Genomic DNA, 18350 nt, shown 5'->3' on the forward strand with positions numbered 1-18350 from the left:
TTAACGAGGGCTTGATTATAGTGAGACCAGTTTGTGATTTTGCTCATTGTTGTTGCACGGGCTAGTAGGATATAGATGATCTGATCACAGGCTGGCAAGATAGTTCAAACTTTTAGGAAACAACGCCGCTGTTATAGCAAAAACACGAGGTTATAAAATGCAAGACGATAGCAATTGCTTATGGCTTAATTCTGATACAGGAAAAACTATTTGCTAAGATTTGGTTCAAATCGATAGTGACCTGTAATTTTATAGTTAAATAACATATCTTCCATTTTCGGCCCCCAGCCAATGTTATGAACAATGAGAGGTCTTAATTTATCTTCAGATAGCTCATCTGTAACAATGCCGATATGAGGCCTATTATTAGGTAAAACCCAAGTCACAATATCACCAGCTTGGTAATCAGCAGCTGTTTTGCTAATAACTTTTCTTGTGCCAAATTTTTCAAAAAACACTTGCAGGTTAGGTACCCTTCGGTGGTCAATGTTGGTATCTGGTTTGGTCAAGCCCCAAATTCGCTTTGAAGGATATAAGGTAAAGTTGTCGCGCATATCTTCATGTACAAGCGCCTGTAAATCAATTCCTAAAGCTCTATAGCTGCGAATTATCACATCGGTACACACACCTATATTTTTGGTACATCGCCATTGGGGTAGTCAATTTTTCGATAACTGCCGTTATAAACTACAACGTGTTCTGTACGCTCTTTCGCAGCTTTGACTAATTTTGCTTGAAAGCTTTGTGCTTGCGTATTAAACGCAATCAATGAAAATAAAATTAAGGCTGTTTTTATCATTTACAAACTCCATTTGGAAAAATAATACAGTACTTCACAGGCTACAAAATGCTACACGATTTCAACATTGCAGTTTCCAGTTTTTCCCTCAAGTAAAAAATTCTAACGCACTGTTTTAAAATATATAAATGAATAACTCAAGCTAAATACATACAACGATGTTATTTCAGGTTGTTACCTTGATATTGTTTTTATAGCTAGTCATTGATAAATTAATAATTAATTAAAACATGACAAGTTTATAAATGGACTTTATACGTTTTTTATCACCTTATGTGCTTTATTTATTGCTTCATTCAGCCATTCAGTTTCAGCTAAATTGCTGATAGGTGTATCAAGTGAAAATGGCGAATCTTTAAAGTACTACCGTAAACAATTTCATGGTGAATTAAAGTCAGCATATAGCTGTGTTATTAATCATCTCGAATCCGACTTTGACGTTATTACAGTACCGCAAGCTCGTTTAATTAAAATGTTAAAAAATAATGAAGTAGATATCGCTATGCCATTATTACTGCTTCCTCAAAGAGATCTATTTGCGACTCGTTCAAAAACAATTTATCAAGTTGGTTACCAGCTCATAATCCAGGCAAATGAAACAGATTTAAGTATTAAAAATTTACGCAAGCAGGCATTATTACAAGGCATAGCATATAAGCGCGGTACTGGTGCGCGCACCTTAATACTTAAATATTTAGACATTGATGAAAATGAAATACTAAGCCATGAGCAACAAGTTAATACATGGCAACAAGCTGTTGAGTTTGTTGCTAAAAACAGAGCTGGTATTACAGCCCTACCGACTGTAATTGCAAAAGATATCGAGCCTCACCACTTTGATGGCGTTACACGCATAAAAATGCCAGACCACCAATTAGGCCTCTATATGTCAACACGTTTTGCCAAAAGCGCTGAAGCAACTATAATCAATGATGCATCTAAAACCTGTAAAGAACTTAGATAGACGATTAATTAGTTATTTTTCTCAGTATTAAGTTCGGCTAAACGGCTTTCAACTTGCATCCGCTCTTGCTCTGTTAGTTCGCCATAGAACTTAGGATATGGCCAGCCATAACCCCAGCGAAAGCTGGTTGGTAAAAAAGGTGTACCACCCACTCTGACACCAGCAAGCATCAATACCGCAATCTCTTTCTCACCTACTTTTGCAACACACTCTTTTAAATCGACATCAGCTTGCTCACGTTGCTTGAAAGTACCGCCTTGCCAATATGCGAGATCATGGGCTGTACAGCAAGCCAACCACAAGTTTTTATGTTCTATAGTTCCATCAGGAAAAGAGCTGCAACCATCACTGCTGAAGGGTTTTAATTTTGCATTAGCAACACTTAAGAAAGGGTAAGTAAGTAGCATTAGAAAAACAAAGCGAAGCATGTGTTTCATTGTTTTAGAGCTCACAGTTAATTTTCAATATTATAAACAGAGCCTTCACAACGCATTGATTTATAGCACTGATATGTATTTGACGTAGTATAACATTGAGAAAAAACTATACCATTACCACCCATTTTATGTGCTTTAACTTTTAAAGAATCTTGTAAAGTATCTTTTATATTGGAAGGATTGTAATAATAAGCATCTTCAGGGATAAGAGAGTCATTTTTTTCGTGACAAAAGTTGGATTCTACATTACCTAAATAGGTTGATCTAAAATTGAAAATTTCTCGATCGTTATAAACCTGGACTTGTTCACCTCTTCCTCTATTTTCGGCGTCAGCAATAATATAATTCCCGAAGTTAGAATTAATAGAGCAAGAACATTGTAAAATTAGTAATAATATAAGTGAAATTCTTTTTAGCATATTAATTAAATTCCCTTTACTTTTTAATTTAAACAAAGCTACTCAACCTGAGCAAAACCTCTATTTTTAAAAAAAATAGTGCAATTTTTGCTTTTACTTAAATAGGTGTTTGTCTCAGAAATTATATTTACGTAATGCTAAAATATCACACTATTTGAAAATTAATGTAAAAAAGTGCAAAACAAAAAAAAACCGCCAAGTGTTAATCGGCGGTTTCATCATCTGAAGCTGAATTATTTCAATGCGTCTTCAACTACTGGGTAATGGTCCCACACATGTTTATCGCTCACTGAACGGAGTAACTTAATGTATTCAGCGTGAGTCCAAGCAAGTGGTGTCGCTGAGTTTGTCCCCTCACCTAACTGATAGCCTGCTTTATTATTACCAACGCCATCCCAAACTTGCTCAGGTAACATCATGCCTTCATTAGCAAATGCTTCCATGCCTTTTACATAGGTGTCTTTAATCGCTTGTTGCTTCATCGCATCAAGGCTATTGGTTGCGTTTGCCGCAGCGATTTCATAGTGACCACGCTCACCGGTGAAAAACGGCCAAACACGACCACGTTGACCTGGAGTGTTATTGCCACCTTCAGCATAGTTGTTACCTGTCACTTCATCTTCACCGTAACCATCGTTACCATAACGACGGTAGCCTGGGAATGAACCCGAACCATCAGCAAAGTTAAAGGTGTAGCGCACTTGCAGGTTATCAACTAAGGTTTCGTCATCATACTCTGGTAAAGTTTTTACAATGCTTGGAGCAAGTGCATCACGCACACCATAGCGAACAAGCTCTAAGAAACCGCCATCAAGGATTTGCTTTTTATCAAAGCCTTTACGACCGTTATTAGCATTAAGTGTGGTTGATGAGTTTGGATCTTTGTCTTGACCGATTCGGATGAAATATTCACCATCACTGTTTTCAGACTTAAGGTTACCTTGAGTCGTAAACATCGTGCTTTCAATTTCACTGTTGTAGGTTTTAGCCGTTGCTAGATAACGCTCTGCATTTTTAGTGTCACCTGCTTTTTTAGCAATATCAGCAGCCGTTACTAGGCCTGCAACTACCGCAGCTGTTGTTGAAGGAGAAAAACCATTTTGCTCTTCCCAGCGCTCCTGTTGCGTTGCTGGCGGTGTGATTTGCGTGTCATTCCAAAGAATTTTCGCAAGGCCACCATCAACCAAGAAATCAGCCGCTGGCTTTAACATTTTGCCATACCAATCTGTTAGCTCTTGATCGCTTAGTACGCCAGCTTGATGTAGTTTCCACGCTAACATAATCGGCATTGCTGTTTGATCAAGCTGAACAGCTACCCACTCAAGCTCACCATCAACGTGCGTTTTTTGTAAGAACCAACCCGTGTCACCGCCATTGCCTGGCGTGCTGTCCGTCACTTGTACTTTTTCTAGATATTCAAACGCCGTTTTAGCTGTACGTGTATCACCCATAGCCATAAATGCCATAGCAACTTGATAGAAATCACGAACCCAAACGGCTTTATAACCAGTAGAACCTGTTTTAGCCGAAACCGTTTCACCCCAAGGGTTAGAAAGTGACGCAATTAAAGCACCTGCATGAGTTTTATCTTCTTGCGCTTTTAATACCATGGCGCTGGTATATAGCAATTTACCATTATCAGCAGTGCTGTTAGTTAATGTGCTCAAAGGTTCAAGGCTTGCTAAGTAATCTTGCCAACCAATTGCCGCGCCTTCGCCGTTATAAGCAGCAAGCACTTTTTCATAACCTTGGTTTAAACTTGTTTGGCCTTCTTTTAAGCTTGCAGCTTCAGAATTACCAAAGCTTAAAGCTAAATCAAAGGTGGTGTTTTTAGATACTTCGCCAAGCTCTGCAAGTAAGCTTACATTACCCGACTTATCACCGGTATTTTGGTAAGTCGTTGATAATGATTGCGATGCTTTTAACTCTTTTAAGCCATCACTCACACCTGTAAAGCCAACACTTGCCTTTTTAAATGGTTGACCGGCTTGTAAAGATAAAAAGTTATCATCTTGCCAAGCAACTAGACCTTTGTCGGTCACTTTTGCGAAATCGTCTAAACCGTTGTTATCAATGTAAGGATTTACATTAACGTAGGCTTTCACACCTTCAAGGTCAGTATTAAATACGCTACGAACAAACAATGTTTGCCCGTTAGGATCTGTAAAGATATGTTTTTCTAAAGTGAACCGACCTTGTTTATCTTTACTTACTACTTTGTAAGCAAGCGATAATGGGCGACCTGCGTCGTCTTTGTATAAATAATCAATGCTAACATCCAGATCATCGTTCTCTGTAACGGTAAAGTCTTTACCAACTACAACAAACTGCATGTCTTTGATTTGTGCTTGGTGAATTAAACCAAACATAGTTTCGGTGATCATGCCTTTCGCGATTGAAAACCAAACTTTTGATACTTTCCCTGTAGCAGCTGCATCACTATAGTGGCCGTCTTGGTATTGCTCGTAAGATGTACCAATACCTGTTTTACTTGAGTATGCCCAAAAAGGTTCAACACCCGGAGCTCCTGGCGCAGACACCTGCTCAACTGATGTATTAACTGATTGCTCTGAACTACAAGCTGTTAAACCTAACGCTAAAAAACTTGCGGTAATAAGATTAAATTTTTTCATGGTGTGTCCTTATTATTATTGCTTAACGCGCAGTACAGCGACCGCTGCTAGTACAAATGACACTGCACCTAGCACTAACGCATAAATCGGTTGATTATCAAAAAAGTGACGTAAAATTAGGCCTAATACGCTTGCCGCTAAAAGCTGCGGAATAACAATAAAGAAGTTAAAGATACCCATGTACACACCCATTTTCTTACTTGGTACTGAGGTACTTAACATTGCGTATGGTAAAGATAGAATTGAAGCCCAAGCAAAACCAACCCCAATCATTGGCCAGATTAGTAAACTTGGATCTTTGATAATAATAAAGCTTACCAAGCCCAATGCACCTAACACTAGGTTGATAGCATGGGCCATTTTTAGCCCTACTTTTTTAACGATAATTGGAATACACAGTGCTGCAATGGCAGCAAAACCATTGTAAGCGGCAAATAGCACACCAACCCAGTCAGCACCGTTATTATAAGCAAGTGAGCTTGTATCACTGCTGCCGTAGTGGAAGCTAGTTACTGCCGAGGTGGTATAAATCCACATTGCAAACAATGAGAACCAGCTAAAAAATTGTACCCAAGCCAATTGTTTCATCGTTTCTGGCATAGTGAATACATCATTCACAACCTGATAAAAGCCACCACTGGTTGCGTTTTTAGCTTTTAAAGCACCGGCAATAAATTGAATAACACCAAAGCTAATCAAACCACCTGCAAGCAAATACAGCTCTTTCTCAAGAGAAAGACCGGTAACGATACCAAGTACAACAAGGCCAAGCACCGTAAAGATTGCAGCGCCTTTGTTAAAGTTGACATCACTTTGAACATCGCCCGAGTCATCGCTTTGCTCTTGTTCATGAAAGCTTTCAAGCTCTTCTGGTGAATATTCTTTAGTTGTAAAGACGGTCCAAAACACAGCAATAATTAAAACAACGGCACCAAAATAAAACGAGAATTTTACAGAATCCGGGATTTGCCCAGCAGGTGCAGTATTGGCAATATCGAACCAGTTAGTCATCATCCAAGGTAATGCAGACGCGACAACCGCACCGATACCAATGAAGAAGCTTTGCATTGCATAACCAGTTGCACGTTGCTTTTTCGGCAGATTATCACTGACAAGTGCACGGAAAGGTTCCATAGTCACGTTAATTGACGCATCCATGATCCATAACATACCCGCCGCAATCCACAGGCTTGGTGAGTTAGGCATAATGAATAACGATAACGTCGTTAAAATAGCCCCATAGAAAAAGAACGGACGACGGCGACCTAACTTATTCCATGTTTTATCGCTCCAGTAACCAATGATAGGTTGTACGATAAGACCTGTAAGCGGCGCTGCAACCCAAAGGATTGGAATGTCATCAACATTGGCACCTAAAGTTTGAAATATACGACTCACATTACCGTTTTGTAATGCAAAGCCAAATTGGATGCCAAGGAATCCAAAACACATATTCCATATTTGCCAGAAGCTTAGCGTTGGTTTGTTATTATTCATAGTCAGCCTTTAAGGTAAATACTGCACTGCTTAAGCCGTTCAGTTGTAATTGAATTGGCGCCTTCGTTGCTGCCTCAGAAATCACAATGTCGGCATGATTTTCTAGATTGTCAGTTAACGTTAAACCACTGTGGTTAAGTTTAGGTAATAACGCTTGGTTAAGAGTAAGCTCAACATTCTGTGGATTTTCTGAAAAGTTACTTACTACAAGCACCAGCTGTTGACCTAGCTTACGCGTAAAGGCAATTACTTGCTCTGAGCCAGTCAATTCAACCGCTTGCATGTCACCGCCAACAATTGCAGGAAGTGTGTTTAACGACATTAACTTGGTGTAGTAAGCGCGAAGATCAGCTTGCTGCTTTGAAAGCGCACCGCCATCGAATTTACCATTATTCATCCACGCTTGATGTGCAGGTACACCCATGTAGTCGAAGATACTTGTACGCGTTGGGTCGCCAAAACCACCGTCCTCAGAGCCATCTTCACCGACAGCTTGACCAAAATAAAGTAAGGTTGGCGAACGCGACATTAATGTAGAAACCACCATAGCTGGCTTACCTTTTTCACTGCTACCAGCGAAATCCGGGCTAGCAATGCGTTGCTCATCATGGTTTTCTAAAAAGTGCAGCATGTGCTCTTCAATATCAGCCACTTGGCTTTGGATTTCAAAAATAGTTTCTGCTGATTGCTTGCCTTGCATCACAGCTTTAACTGTGTCGTAAAAACCGACTTTGTCGTACAGATAATCCATCTTACCCTGCTGAATATAAGGGCGATAAAGTGTTGGGTTATAAACCTCTGCCAGAATAAAGGCATCACTTTTTTGCATTTTTATTGATGAGTTTAAAAAGCTCCAAAACTCAACAGGCACCATTTCTGCCATGTCATAACGGAAACCATCAACACCTTTATCTAACCAATATAGTGCGATATCTCGGAATTTATACCAGCTATTTGGTAGGTCTTTATCCTGCCAAAAAGCATAGTGCGCACGGTAATCTTTTTCAGCGTAATCAGCTGGTAGTGTTGGGAAATCGTAGCTGCCGTCTGGTTTCACACCGTAATTGATTTTAACTGTTTCGTACCAATCATTGATGTCGGGTTTAGCAGCGCGTGCCCCATTGCCCGTCCATTTTGCTGGAGTTTCGGCAAACTGATTATCAGAAAGAGGATGCGGGTTACCACCTAACACTTGGTAGCTATCGCTGGTAGGAACTTGAAATGACTGCCCTGTTACATAATAAAAATTATTATCGCGAGCATAGGTTTTCGTCGTGTCATCATCAGCGCCGAAATCTTTAACACCTTCAGGCTTGGCAACCGACTCGTAGTTACGCGCTACATGATTTGGCACAATATCAATAACAACTTTCATACCGTGCTCATGAGTACGATTGATAAGCTCAACAAACTCTTCTAAGCGGCGCTCAGGGTTAATTGCTAAATCAGGATTAACATCGTAATAATCTTTCACCGCATAAGGCGAGCCTGCACGGCCTTTTACAACATCAGGGTCATCTTGAGACAAACCGTATTCAGTATAATCAGTTACTAATGCATGACGCGGCACACCGGTATACCAAACATGTGTCGTGCCTAGCTCTTTAATACCTTGTAATGCTGCATCATTAAAATCAGCGAACTTGCCTACCCCATTTTCTTCTAATGTGCCCCACGGTTTATTCATGGTGTTTGTATTACCAAATAATCGAGTGAATACTTGATAAACCACAGGCTTAGAGATAGCTGCTTGGCTAGATTCTGATTGTTGCTTTTGCGTGTTCTGCTGTACTGGCGCATCGTTACCACAGGCAGTTAAACCTAAAACCGAAGCCACTACTAGCGCAGTTATTTTGTATGTTGTCATCATTACTTCATTTTTCTGTAAATATCAGTTCATACTAATGTTAAGGGCTGCATACGGACAGTAAATGCATACGTATTCAGCCTATTAGTTGCAATTATTCAAGCTCGATTAAGCGTGCTTGCATAGCTTTTAAGCGGATTGGCGCTGCAAGATCAACAGGTTTTTCGGTGATTAAATCGCGTCCTTTATTGTTGCCTTTCAGCACTTCTTGCATGTAGCTTAAGTCCCAATCAATGGCTTGTTGGTTTTTGTTAAGAATAACTAATACAGTTTGCCCATTGTGTTCTCTCACATAGCTATACACGCCTTGCTTCGGTGAAAAATGCATTAAACGGCCTTCGCTTAGGGCTGGTTTTTCTTGGCGCAGTTGAAGCAGCTTTTTAATACTAGTTAACATCTCTTGCTGATCAGCTGAAAGTCCTTCGCCTGTAAAAGCATTCGCTTTTTGACCATGAAACCCACCCGGGAAGTCAATGCGAATATCACCGTGGTCATTACTTGGCGTGTTATCAAGTAACAGCTCTGTGCCGTAATAAATTTGTGGAATACCGCGAGTCGTTAACAGTAGCGTCATGGCTAATTTTGTTTTTGCTAGGTCTTGACCAAGCTCAGTGTAAACACGGCTCATGTCATGATTGTCAGCAAACACTAAAATGTTATCTGTATCAGCATATAAAAAGTCATTCGCTAGCGATTGATACACTTTTACCCAACCTGTATTCCAGCTTTCTTCTTCGTTGAGTGCTTGGATCAGCGCTTCTTGTAATGAAAAGTCCATCACACTCGGTAAGTCAGAGGTATAACCATCTTGATTTACTTTGCCGCGCTGCCAATAAGAAGCAATTGCCGGGTTGGTTGTCCACTCTTCACCTACAATATTAAAGTTCGGATACTCGGTCATAATGGCTTTAGTCCAATCGGCTAAAAATGCTTTATCTGAGTATGAATAGGTATCAACACGAATGCCGCTTAAGTTGGCGTATTCAATCCACCAAATGGCATTTTGAATCAAATAAGTAGACAGTAACGGCTGACGCTGATTTAAATCAGGCATAGACTCAACAAACCAACCATCATTAAATTGACGTTTATCGTATTGGCTCGCATGTGGGTCTTGAATTGTTTGTCTGGCGTGACTAGTGGCATTTTTACCGTTTTCAAACTTGCCATCAAAGTTAACCCAGTCAGCTGTTGGCATATCAGCCATCCACTGATGTGATGAACCAAAGTGGTTAAGTACCATGTCCATCACTAAACCGATACCATGATCTTTCGCTTCTGCCGACAAGGTTTTATAAAGCGCATTACTGCCCATACGCGGATCAACTTTGTAAAAGTCAGTAATGGCATAACCATGATAAGAGTAACTTGGCATGTCATTTTCAAGCACCGGTGTTAACCAAAGTTGCGTCACACCTAAGTCCTCAAGATAATCTAGGCTATTAATAACACCTTGAATATCACCGCCATGTCGGCCACCTTTAAAGCTTGGGTTTGCAGCCTCCTTCATACCAGCAACGGTGTCATTGCTTGGATCACCATTTACAAAGCGATCAGGGTTGATTAAATAAAGCGTATCTTTATTTGTAAAGCCATGACGATTGGCACTTTGTTTATCACGGGCATTTAACGGGTAAGTAAATTCTGTGCCATCTTCAGCTTTAAAGGTTAGTGTTCCTGCCTTTGCATTATCGCTAATGGTTAAATCTAAAAACGCGTAGTTAGGGTTATTCGTTGTTGTCACCCCTTTAAACTCAACACCTTTATAAGGCATCATTTGCCACGTTTTGCTAGCAATATTGTTATCGTAAAGCATGACTTGTAACGAGTCATTTTGCATTCCTACCCACCAGTTTTCTGGTGACGCAGTAATTGCAAAGCTGGCTGTCGAGTTGAAAAGCGTAAATGCGGTCGTTAACGCTAAAAATGTTCGTGTTGTTTTCATAGTTAATTTTGTACTTTTTCTAAGAATTGACTGTGGCTTGGCAGTTGCTCTACAGTGCTATTAATCAGGGTTTTTAAATTACTAAATAGCTCATTTAACTGCTCATCCGATAACGCATTAGTTAATGGATGGTGATCCTCTGCTATAAGCCCTTGCCCTATCATCACTTGTTGCCATGCAACTTCGGCAAATAGCTCATCGTCTTCTCTTACGAGCTTGCCACTGGTTTTAAATAGCTCAATTTTCTTTTTAAGACTACTTGGAATATCCATGCCTTTACAAAAACGCCAAAACGCACTGTCATCACGCTCAGTAATCTTGTAATGAAGAATAATAAAGTCACGAATTCGCTCAAATTCTGTTTTACTTTGTTGATTAAATTCATCCACAAGGCTTTGTTTAATACCTTGATGCGGAAAAAACTTAATTAAACGAATGGCTGCACTTTGAATTAAATGAATACTGGTCGATTCTAATGGCTCTAAAAATCCGCTCGATAAGCCAACCGATACCACATTTTTATGCCACTGCTTTAAACGGCGGCCTGTTTTAAATTTAATAACGCGGGGCTCTGTCAGTACTTTAGCAGGTAAGTTATCCAAGAGCTGTTGTTTTGCCGCTTCGTCTGATAAGAAACGAGAAGAATAGACAAGACCGTTGCCTACACGATGCTGTAATGGAATTTGCCACTGCCAACCCGAGTCTCTTGCAATTGAACGTGTATATGGAATTGCATCGTTAGCTGATTCACTTTGCACTGCAACAGCACTATCACATGGTAACCAATGTGACCAATCTTCAAAGCCAGTATTAAGAGTTTGTTCTATCAATAAAGCACTTAAACCGGTGCAATCAATAAATAAGTCGCCGTCTATTTGCTCGCCATTTTTAAGCAATAAAGAGGTAATATGCCCGCTTTGGTGACATTGATTAACCGATTCAATTTTGCCTTCAATCCGTTTTATGCCCCGTGATTGTGCTAATTCTTTTAAGAACTCGCCGTATCGTGTGGCATCAAAATGATAGGCATAATGTAAGCCCGCTAACTGAGTATTTGGAATTTGTTTAAGGTGGGCAAATTTATGTGCTTTTGCAGCTTGGTAGTTAAGTGAAAAATCCCAAAAATCAGGTGCATTATTAGCTTGATTTGCTTTTAACCAAAAGTGGTAAAACTCACAAAACGGGAAGTCTTTACCTATCTCACCAAAGGCGTGCATATAGCTGTGACCTTGGCTGCGCCAATTTTCAAACTCAATACCCAGTTTAATCGTTGCGCCAGTGGCCTTAATAAATTCTTTTTCGGTTATACCTAGCGCACCATTTAGATGCAAAATAGGTGGAATACTGGCTTCACCGACACCGACAGTGCCAATTTCTGCTGACTCTATCAGGGTTATATCAAGCACTTTACCCAGCACTTTATTGAGTAATGCTGCAGTTATCCACCCTGCGGTACCACCGCCAGCAATCACTACTTTGGTTATTTTTTTTGATTCCATAGTACACCTAACGCCAATTTCAATTCATTGAGTGTAGCTCACTGATATAAAAAAGCCCTTGTAAAACAAATCACAAGGGCAATTTTATATCTCTGTTTAGCTCATTACAGCTTGTAGCTGAAGCCTAACAGGAATGTACGACCGTAGTCTTGATAATCACGTACTTGAAGTGAGTTATCACCTTGTAGTGATGTGAACGGCTCTTCTGTGATGTTCTGAACTTGGAAAGTTACAGATAAACCGTCAAGACTCTCTACACCGCCTTCACTAAAGTCATAACCAATTTGTGCATCCCAAATTGTTTCGCCTTTAATATCAACTTGTGTAGTAGCAAAACCTAAACCGTATACGTCACCTTTAAAGTCACTACGTTTACGCATGCTTGTACGTGCTTGGAATCCGTTACGCTCAAAGTAAACTGTTAAGCTATCGATTTGGTCAGATAAACCAGGTAGCTCATATTCGTTACCATTTTGGTCAGTTAAGTCTTGCTCAACACCTGTATGGCTTGCGATTAAACCAAAACCGTCTAGTGATTCACTGAACATAGTGAACGGTAGTGTTAATGAAAGCTCATAACCCCATAGGTCACCAGAACCACCATTTACTTTACCAGAACCAGTACCGGTTGAAGTTGCAGGGATTTCACCGGTAGACGGGTCAGCTACACCACTCATGTCGATTTCATAAGTACCATCGAAAATCCACTGAGTGATATCTTTATAGAATACAGCAGCTGCAAAGTAACCTTCTTCATGGAAGTAGTTTTCGTAGCTTACATCAAAACCTGTAGCTTCTTTTGGTTCAAGTTCAGGGTTACCACCTGATACACTCCAGTAGTTACCATTTTCATCAGGTTGTTGATTGTAAGAAGCATTAACTGATGAGTTCATTTCATCTAAGCGAGCACGAGAAATCGTTTTCGCCGCGCCAAAACGTACAGTTTGCTCTTCATCAATTGCAAACGATAAATTGATGCTTGGTAAGAAGTGGCTGTAATCGTGGCTTACATCAGTTGGTGATACAACAACTAAACCATTCACTGTGTTAGCGGCAAAGCCTTGTGAAGACTGTTCAGTTTTCACATAACGAACACCAACGTTACCTGTTACAGGGATTGAACCAATTTCAGCATTAATGTCAGCTTGAGCAAAAAACGCTGTTACTTCTTCTTGTACAGTCCAAGATTGTGTCTTGTGTTTTGAATCAGTTAAGCTTTCTTGAAGAAGGTTATAATAACCGTCGTTTACTAAACCGTTGGTATCGTATGCAACCATGTTGCCCATACCAATGAAGTCAAGGCTCGCTGTACCTAAACGGTATTGCTCAGGGATTGATAACATACCTGGATTTGATAAAGAGAAATCTTTTAATGTCATGAAGTAACCTTCAGACACTTTGCTCTTTTCACGGTCACGGTAAGACATACCAAATGACACACGGCTGATGTAAGCGTTATCAAGTACTTTGCTTGCAGCAAGTTTTAATGTGCTTAATTCATCATTGATTTCTGGCGCGTTGATAAAGCCATCTTGCGCTGTATTTTGGTATTCAGTACCTGTTAAACCATACTTATCGTTAAGTGCAGCACTTGCACCCCAAGATAATGGGCCACCAAGTTGGATTAAGTCGTAGTCGCTGTAATCAAGGTTGTGGCTGAATTGCGCGCCAGTGTTACCACCGTCAAACTCGTAACCAATCGTATCAGCAACACCATTTGCGTCACCACGACCTGTTCCTGAGTAGCTTTCGATACTCCAGATTTGACGTTCAACTTCAGAGCGGCTTACGTCAAATTCTACTGACCAGTCATCACTGATGTCGTATTTTGCATTAAAACCAAACTGAGTTAGCTCAGCGTTACGCTCTTCGTAGTCGTTACGAACAACAACACGTTGACCTTCAGTTACTGCACTTGTGATAAAACCAGAGTCAGCATCAATTACAGCTGAGCTTGGGTCGATTGAACCTTGGCCCCAAGCAAATGGCACTTCAATACCACGTAAGATTTTTTCATCCGAAAAATCAACGTATAAGGCATCGAATGTCATGTTAAGACGATCTGTCGGCGCAGCTTCAATAACAAGCATCGCTGTGTCACGCTCAAGAGTCGATGAACGTACGAATGGTTTAGCACCACCTAAAATTGAATACGTGTTACCATCTCCACCGGTAAACTCAGGGTAGCCCCATGAATTCCAACGTTTTTCTTGGTTAGGTGAGCTCATTGTATTGTAAGCAAATGCAACACCAATTGTGTCATCTGCAAACTGATCAATGTATGAAACAGTACCGCGGAAACCTTTATCGTCACCGTCTGGGTTTAATTTATCAAAACCAGTTTGCTCATATTGGCCATTGAACATGATAACTTGCTCACCTTTGCTTAAAGGTTTAACAGTTTGCATGTCGATTACGCCAGCAATACCTTCTGCATCAAGACTAGCGCTTGGTGTTTTATATACCGTTACGCCACTCATAATTTCTGATGGGTAAAGGTCAAATTCTACGCCACGGTTGTCACCGATTGATACTTGCTCACGGCCATTAAAAGTAGTAGCACTTTCGTTTTCACTGAAACCACGAACACTTACGCGGCTAGCTCGACCATCTAGACGTTGAGCAGTTAAACCAGGAAGGCGTGCAATTGATTCTGCAATTGATGAATCTGGTAGCTTACCGATATCTTCTGCTGAGATTGACTCAACAACTTCAGGAGTGAAGCGTTTAGTATTAATAGATTCTACAACACTGCCACGAAAACCTTTTACTTCGATAACTTCAACGTTATCGTTTTTTGCTTTTTGGTCTTCTTCTGCAGCATACGCTACAAAGCTATTTAAACCTGCGGCTGTTAAAGCCAGAGTTAATATACTTGGTTTGAACATAGACATGATGCTTTTCCCATTACCCAAATTGTAATGCCAACGCGATGCAGATATTTATTATCTAATAGCTGAAGTCGTTGACTGATTTTGTTGTCGGAATGAATATTAACGCCGAGATTATTTCCTTAACAAATTTATGCATACGTATTCAGCGTAGTTCAACCACTTAAAAATTAACAATACATTTACACAATTAAGACTTAACCCATTGTAATTGTTAACTTTAGTATGATACCAGCACAATTTAATAAGAATGAAACATTTTCGCCATAATTTTGAACCTTAACTCTCCAGTAGAAACACAAAAGCCTCCTCAACAGGGTGTTAGCAAAAGAAGCAATGTTAATAAACAGAAAAAGTTCGACAAACTGGAAATTGGTCTTACCAAATTTTATTTGCACTACTTTGGCCAGAAGCAACTGTTTTATGCACCAAGCTGGGGTTTTTTGTTTTTACAAATAACAAGCAAAGCCAATTGGTAAATTTTTTCATAGATGAAATAGCCAATTGAACTGGTGCAACGACGGATATTTTTTCAGTAATTAAAATATGAATTTAGCGTGCATACGTATGCAGAGTTTTTACACTATCCCAGCCTTCACGTATGCTTTTGACATTCCGGCAACATCTAGTTAGTTGCCCAACAGTTTACAAACACTGAGTGTCACGATGGAGAAAAACATGGCTCAAAAGCAGTGGTATAAAGGTGCGGTTATCTATCAAGTTTATCCGCGCAGTTTCCAAGACACCAATGGCGATGGCATTGGTGATATCAAAGGTATCATTGATCGCATCGATTATATTAAGAGCTTGGGTGTTGATGCTATTTGGATTTCACCTTTCTTTAAATCACCAATGAAAGATTTTGGTTATGACATAAGTGATTATCGTGATATCGACCCTATTTTTGGTAACCTTGCTGATTTTGATGATTTAATTGCACAAGCTCACCAACGTGATATTAAAATTATTATTGATCAGGTATTGAGCCATACCTCAGATCAACATCAGTGGTTCCTCGATAGTCGTGAAGATAAAACCAACGATAAAGCTGACTGGTACGTTTGGGCAGATGCGAAGCCGGATGGCACACAACCAAATAACTGGTTATCTATATTTGGTGGTCCAGCATGGCAATGGGAACCGCGTCGTGGTCAATATTACTTGCATAACTTCTTTGCAGAACAGCCTGATTTAAACTTCCATAATCCTGAAGTTCGCAAAGCCGTATTAGATAATGTGGAGTTTTGGCTTAAAAAAGGTGTTGATGGTTTCCGCTTAGATGCGATCAATTTCTGTTATCACGATGCACAATTACGTGACAATCCTGCTAAGCCGCCTGAAAAGCGTCAGGGTCGTGGCTTTAGCGAAGATAACCCGTATGCGTTCCAGTATCACTACTACAATAATACGCAACCAGAAAACTTAAGCTTTATGCAGGACATTCGTGCCCTATTAAATAAATACCCTGGCACGGTTGCTTTAGGTGAAATCTCATCAGAAGACTCATTAGCTACTATGGCTGAGTACACCTCAGGTGGTGATAAACTCCACATGGGTTATAGCTTTGAATTACTTACTAATGATTACAGTGCAGAATATATTCGTAATACCGTGAGTACATTAGAAGAGCGTATGACTGAAGGCTGGCCATGTTGGGCATTTAGTAACCACGATGTTGAACGTGTTGCTAGTCGCTGGAGTAAAGATAACACGATCAATCCGCAGCAATGTAAAATGCTGACCGCCCTGCTTGCTTCACTACGCGGCAGCGTATGTATGTATCAAGGTGAAGAGCTTGGTTTAGGTGAAGCTGAAGTCGCCTTCGAAGACTTACAAGACCCATACGGCATTACTTTCTGGCCAAACTTTAAAGGCCGTGATGGATGCCGTACTCCAATGCCATGGGACGCAAGCGATACTGAACAGGCTGGCTTCTCAACAGCTAAGCCATGGCTACCTATAGGCAATGCTCACAAAGCCGTTGCTGTTAATGCACAAGATCAAGACAAAAATTCGATTTTGAATGCCTACCGTGAATTTATGGCATGGCGTAAAGATAAAAATGTTCTGTTAGAAGGCGACATTGAGTTTTTAAACACTCAAGAGCCTGTACTTGCTTTTTATAGAACCTTTGAAGGCGTCAAAATGCTGTGTGCATTCAACCTAGGCGCACAAAGTAGCGAGTTAACAATCTCTGATACAGTGTCTTCACTGCATACGGAGCTATCGCATCACACAGCTGAGTTAAACAATAATACAGTTACTCTGCCCGGGTTCGGTTGCTTTTATGCAACCCTGAATTAATTATCAGTTGTTAAACACCAAGCCCTGCAATGCAGGGCTTTTTTATTACTAATAACACGATTAGTGATTCATGGTTTTACTATTAATGTAGTCAGTAAGTGCAAATAACACTCCCGACACCACAAACGTCACATGAATTAACACCTTCCAAAGTAACTCATCCGTTGAATGGTTGTTTGAGCTGATAAATACCTTTAAAAGCTCTACAGCAGAGATAGCGACAATGGCGCTTATTAATTTCATCTTAAGCCCTGAAAAACCAACCTTTCCCATCCATACAGGTCTGTCTTCGTGATTGTCTATATTCAACTTTGAAACAAAGTTTTCGTAACCACTAAAAATAATGATAAGCAAAAGCCCAGCTAAAAGCGCGGTATCAACCAAAGTTAATATTCCCACCAATAACTCTTGATTAGTTGCCGAAAACGTATTTAAGGCCATGCTGTAAAGATATTTGAAAAACTTTAACAACAATAAGACTACAGCGACTAATAAACCTATAAAAAATGGCGCTAACAGCCATCGACAACGAAAAATAAATTTTTCGACGACTCTCTCTAATGTAGAAGGCACTTTTTTGTTTTTAGTTTGATTAATCTGTTCTGACATTTCTAAAATCACTCTCATAAATATTAGTTTGATAATACGCGGTTTTTATTAGTAATTTCTATATTTGCAGCGCACTACTGTGACTATTTTTTGTTTATCTTTACGATAAAAATATTTCGTTATCTTTTTTACAGATTTCGTTTATAAATTCACTTAAGCAAAGCGGTATGCCCTTTGCGCACCTTTACTGAGCACTTTAAGCCAGTAATTATTAATTATGTTGATTAGGAATAATTAAATGAACAAAGCATTGCTAGCACTAATTTTGGCACCTGTATTAAGCGTGTCAGCGTCTAACGCAATCGCTAACGAAGCACCTGAAGCATCAGCTGAAATGATCAAAGAATACACTGAGATGTGTTTAAACTGGGCTAAAGATGATGACATCAGCAACGAAGAATTAAAGCCATACGTACTAAAATGTGTGAACGATGAGCTTGAAGCTGAAGGCTTTAAGAAAGTAAAAGACGTACAAATTTAATTTGT

The 18350-nt window shown here is 39.9% G+C and carries 12 protein-coding genes and 1 pseudogene; 3 read left to right on the plus strand and 10 right to left on the minus strand.

The genetic code is table 11. The annotated features are described in order from the left end of the window. Positions 1–206 precede the first annotated feature (206 nt). A pseudogene (locus L1264_RS11680) lies at positions 207–799 on the minus strand (DUF1287 domain-containing protein). Between the two features lie 319 nt (positions 800–1118). On the opposite strand from L1264_RS11680, the gene L1264_RS11685 reads away from it, so the two are divergent. Then, positions 1119–1763, plus strand: coding sequence for a hypothetical protein (locus L1264_RS11685; protein WP_199526374.1), 645 nt, complete (start codon positions 1119–1121; stop codon positions 1761–1763). Positions 1764–1771: 8 nt separating this feature from the next. Here L1264_RS11685 and L1264_RS11690 read toward each other — a convergent pair whose 3' ends face one another. The 8 genes from L1264_RS11690 to L1264_RS11725 all read right to left on the minus strand — a co-directional run bounded on the left by L1264_RS11690 (position 1772) and on the right by L1264_RS11725 (position 14954). Further along, positions 1772–2191 carry a hypothetical protein gene (locus L1264_RS11690; protein WP_235404032.1) on the minus strand — a complete coding sequence of 140 codons (420 nt, stop codon included), beginning with the start codon at positions 2189–2191 and terminating at the stop codon, positions 1772–1774. Positions 2192–2217: 26 nt separating this feature from the next. Then, positions 2218–2619: a hypothetical protein gene (locus L1264_RS11695; protein ID WP_168246736.1), complete on the minus strand. Its 402-nt coding sequence runs from the start codon at positions 2617–2619 to the stop codon at positions 2218–2220. A gap of 233 nt (positions 2620–2852) precedes the next feature. Further along, on the minus strand, positions 2853–5252 hold the full coding sequence (locus L1264_RS11700) for a glucan 1,4-alpha-glucosidase (protein ID WP_235404034.1): 2400 nt from the start codon (positions 5250–5252) through the stop codon (positions 2853–2855). A 15-nt stretch (positions 5253–5267) separates the two neighbouring features. Continuing rightward, positions 5268–6749: an MFS transporter gene (locus L1264_RS11705; RefSeq protein WP_199526372.1), complete on the minus strand. Its 1482-nt coding sequence runs from the start codon at positions 6747–6749 to the stop codon at positions 5268–5270. Further along, positions 6742–8616 carry an alpha-amylase family glycosyl hydrolase gene (locus L1264_RS11710; protein ID WP_425343227.1) on the minus strand — a complete coding sequence of 625 codons (1875 nt, stop codon included), beginning with the start codon at positions 8614–8616 and terminating at the stop codon, positions 6742–6744. Before L1264_RS11710 ends, L1264_RS11705 begins: the two co-directional genes overlap by 8 nt. A gap of 94 nt (positions 8617–8710) precedes the next feature. Beyond that, positions 8711–10561 (minus strand): glycoside hydrolase family 13 protein, encoded by a 1851-nt coding sequence (locus L1264_RS11715; protein WP_199526370.1) that lies wholly within the window; start codon positions 10559–10561, stop codon positions 8711–8713. A gap of 2 nt (positions 10562–10563) precedes the next feature. Continuing rightward, positions 10564–12060: a tryptophan halogenase family protein gene (locus L1264_RS11720; RefSeq protein ID WP_235404035.1), complete on the minus strand. Its 1497-nt coding sequence runs from the start codon at positions 12058–12060 to the stop codon at positions 10564–10566. 104 nt (positions 12061–12164) lie between these two features. Continuing rightward, positions 12165–14954, minus strand: a complete 2790-nt coding sequence (locus L1264_RS11725) for a TonB-dependent receptor (protein WP_135924951.1) — start codon at positions 14952–14954, stop codon at positions 12165–12167. A 675-nt stretch (positions 14955–15629) separates the two neighbouring features. Between L1264_RS11725 and L1264_RS11730 the strand changes: the two genes are divergently transcribed. Beyond that, positions 15630–17255: an alpha-glucosidase family protein gene (locus tag L1264_RS11730; protein WP_199526368.1), complete on the plus strand. Its 1626-nt coding sequence runs from the start codon at positions 15630–15632 to the stop codon at positions 17253–17255. 60 nt (positions 17256–17315) lie between these two features. Here L1264_RS11730 and L1264_RS11735 read toward each other — a convergent pair whose 3' ends face one another. Next, positions 17316–17864: a TIGR00645 family protein gene (locus L1264_RS11735; protein WP_235404037.1), complete on the minus strand. Its 549-nt coding sequence runs from the start codon at positions 17862–17864 to the stop codon at positions 17316–17318. Between the two features lie 238 nt (positions 17865–18102). On the opposite strand from L1264_RS11735, the gene L1264_RS11740 reads away from it, so the two are divergent. After that, positions 18103–18345, plus strand: a complete 243-nt coding sequence (locus L1264_RS11740) for a hypothetical protein (protein ID WP_135924959.1) — start codon at positions 18103–18105, stop codon at positions 18343–18345. Positions 18346–18350: the final 5 nt, after the last annotated feature.

The sequence above is a fragment of the Pseudoalteromonas sp. APAL1 genome, assembly GCF_021532475.1.
GTDB lineage: Bacteria > Pseudomonadota > Gammaproteobacteria > Enterobacterales > Alteromonadaceae > Pseudoalteromonas > Pseudoalteromonas lipolytica_C.

Bases quoted from the DNA above. Each gene is read 5' to 3' on its own strand.
- L1264_RS11690 (WP_235404032.1), bottom strand. From the start codon at position 2,191: ATGCTTCGCTTTGTTTTTCTAATGCTACTTACTTACCCTTTCTTAAGT.
- L1264_RS11695 (WP_168246736.1), bottom strand. From the start codon at position 2,619: ATGCTAAAAAGAATTTCACTTATATTATTACTAATTTTACAATGTTCT.
- L1264_RS11700 (WP_235404034.1), bottom strand. From the start codon at position 5,252: ATGAAAAAATTTAATCTTATTACCGCAAGTTTTTTAGCGTTAGGTTTA.
- L1264_RS11705 (WP_199526372.1), bottom strand. From the start codon at position 6,749: ATGAATAATAACAAACCAACGCTAAGCTTCTGGCAAATATGGAATATG.
- L1264_RS11710 (WP_425343227.1), bottom strand. From the start codon at position 8,616: ATGACAACATACAAAATAACTGCGCTAGTAGTGGCTTCGGTTTTAGGT.
- L1264_RS11715 (WP_199526370.1), bottom strand. From the start codon at position 10,561: ATGAAAACAACACGAACATTTTTAGCGTTAACGACCGCATTTACGCTT.
- L1264_RS11720 (WP_235404035.1), bottom strand. From the start codon at position 12,060: ATGGAATCAAAAAAAATAACCAAAGTAGTGATTGCTGGCGGTGGTACC.
- L1264_RS11725 (WP_135924951.1), bottom strand. From the start codon at position 14,954: ATGTCTATGTTCAAACCAAGTATATTAACTCTGGCTTTAACAGCCGCA.
- L1264_RS11730 (WP_199526368.1), top strand. From the start codon at position 15,630: ATGGCTCAAAAGCAGTGGTATAAAGGTGCGGTTATCTATCAAGTTTAT.
- L1264_RS11735 (WP_235404037.1), bottom strand. From the start codon at position 17,864: ATGTCAGAACAGATTAATCAAACTAAAAACAAAAAAGTGCCTTCTACA.
- L1264_RS11740 (WP_135924959.1), top strand. From the start codon at position 18,103: ATGAACAAAGCATTGCTAGCACTAATTTTGGCACCTGTATTAAGCGTG.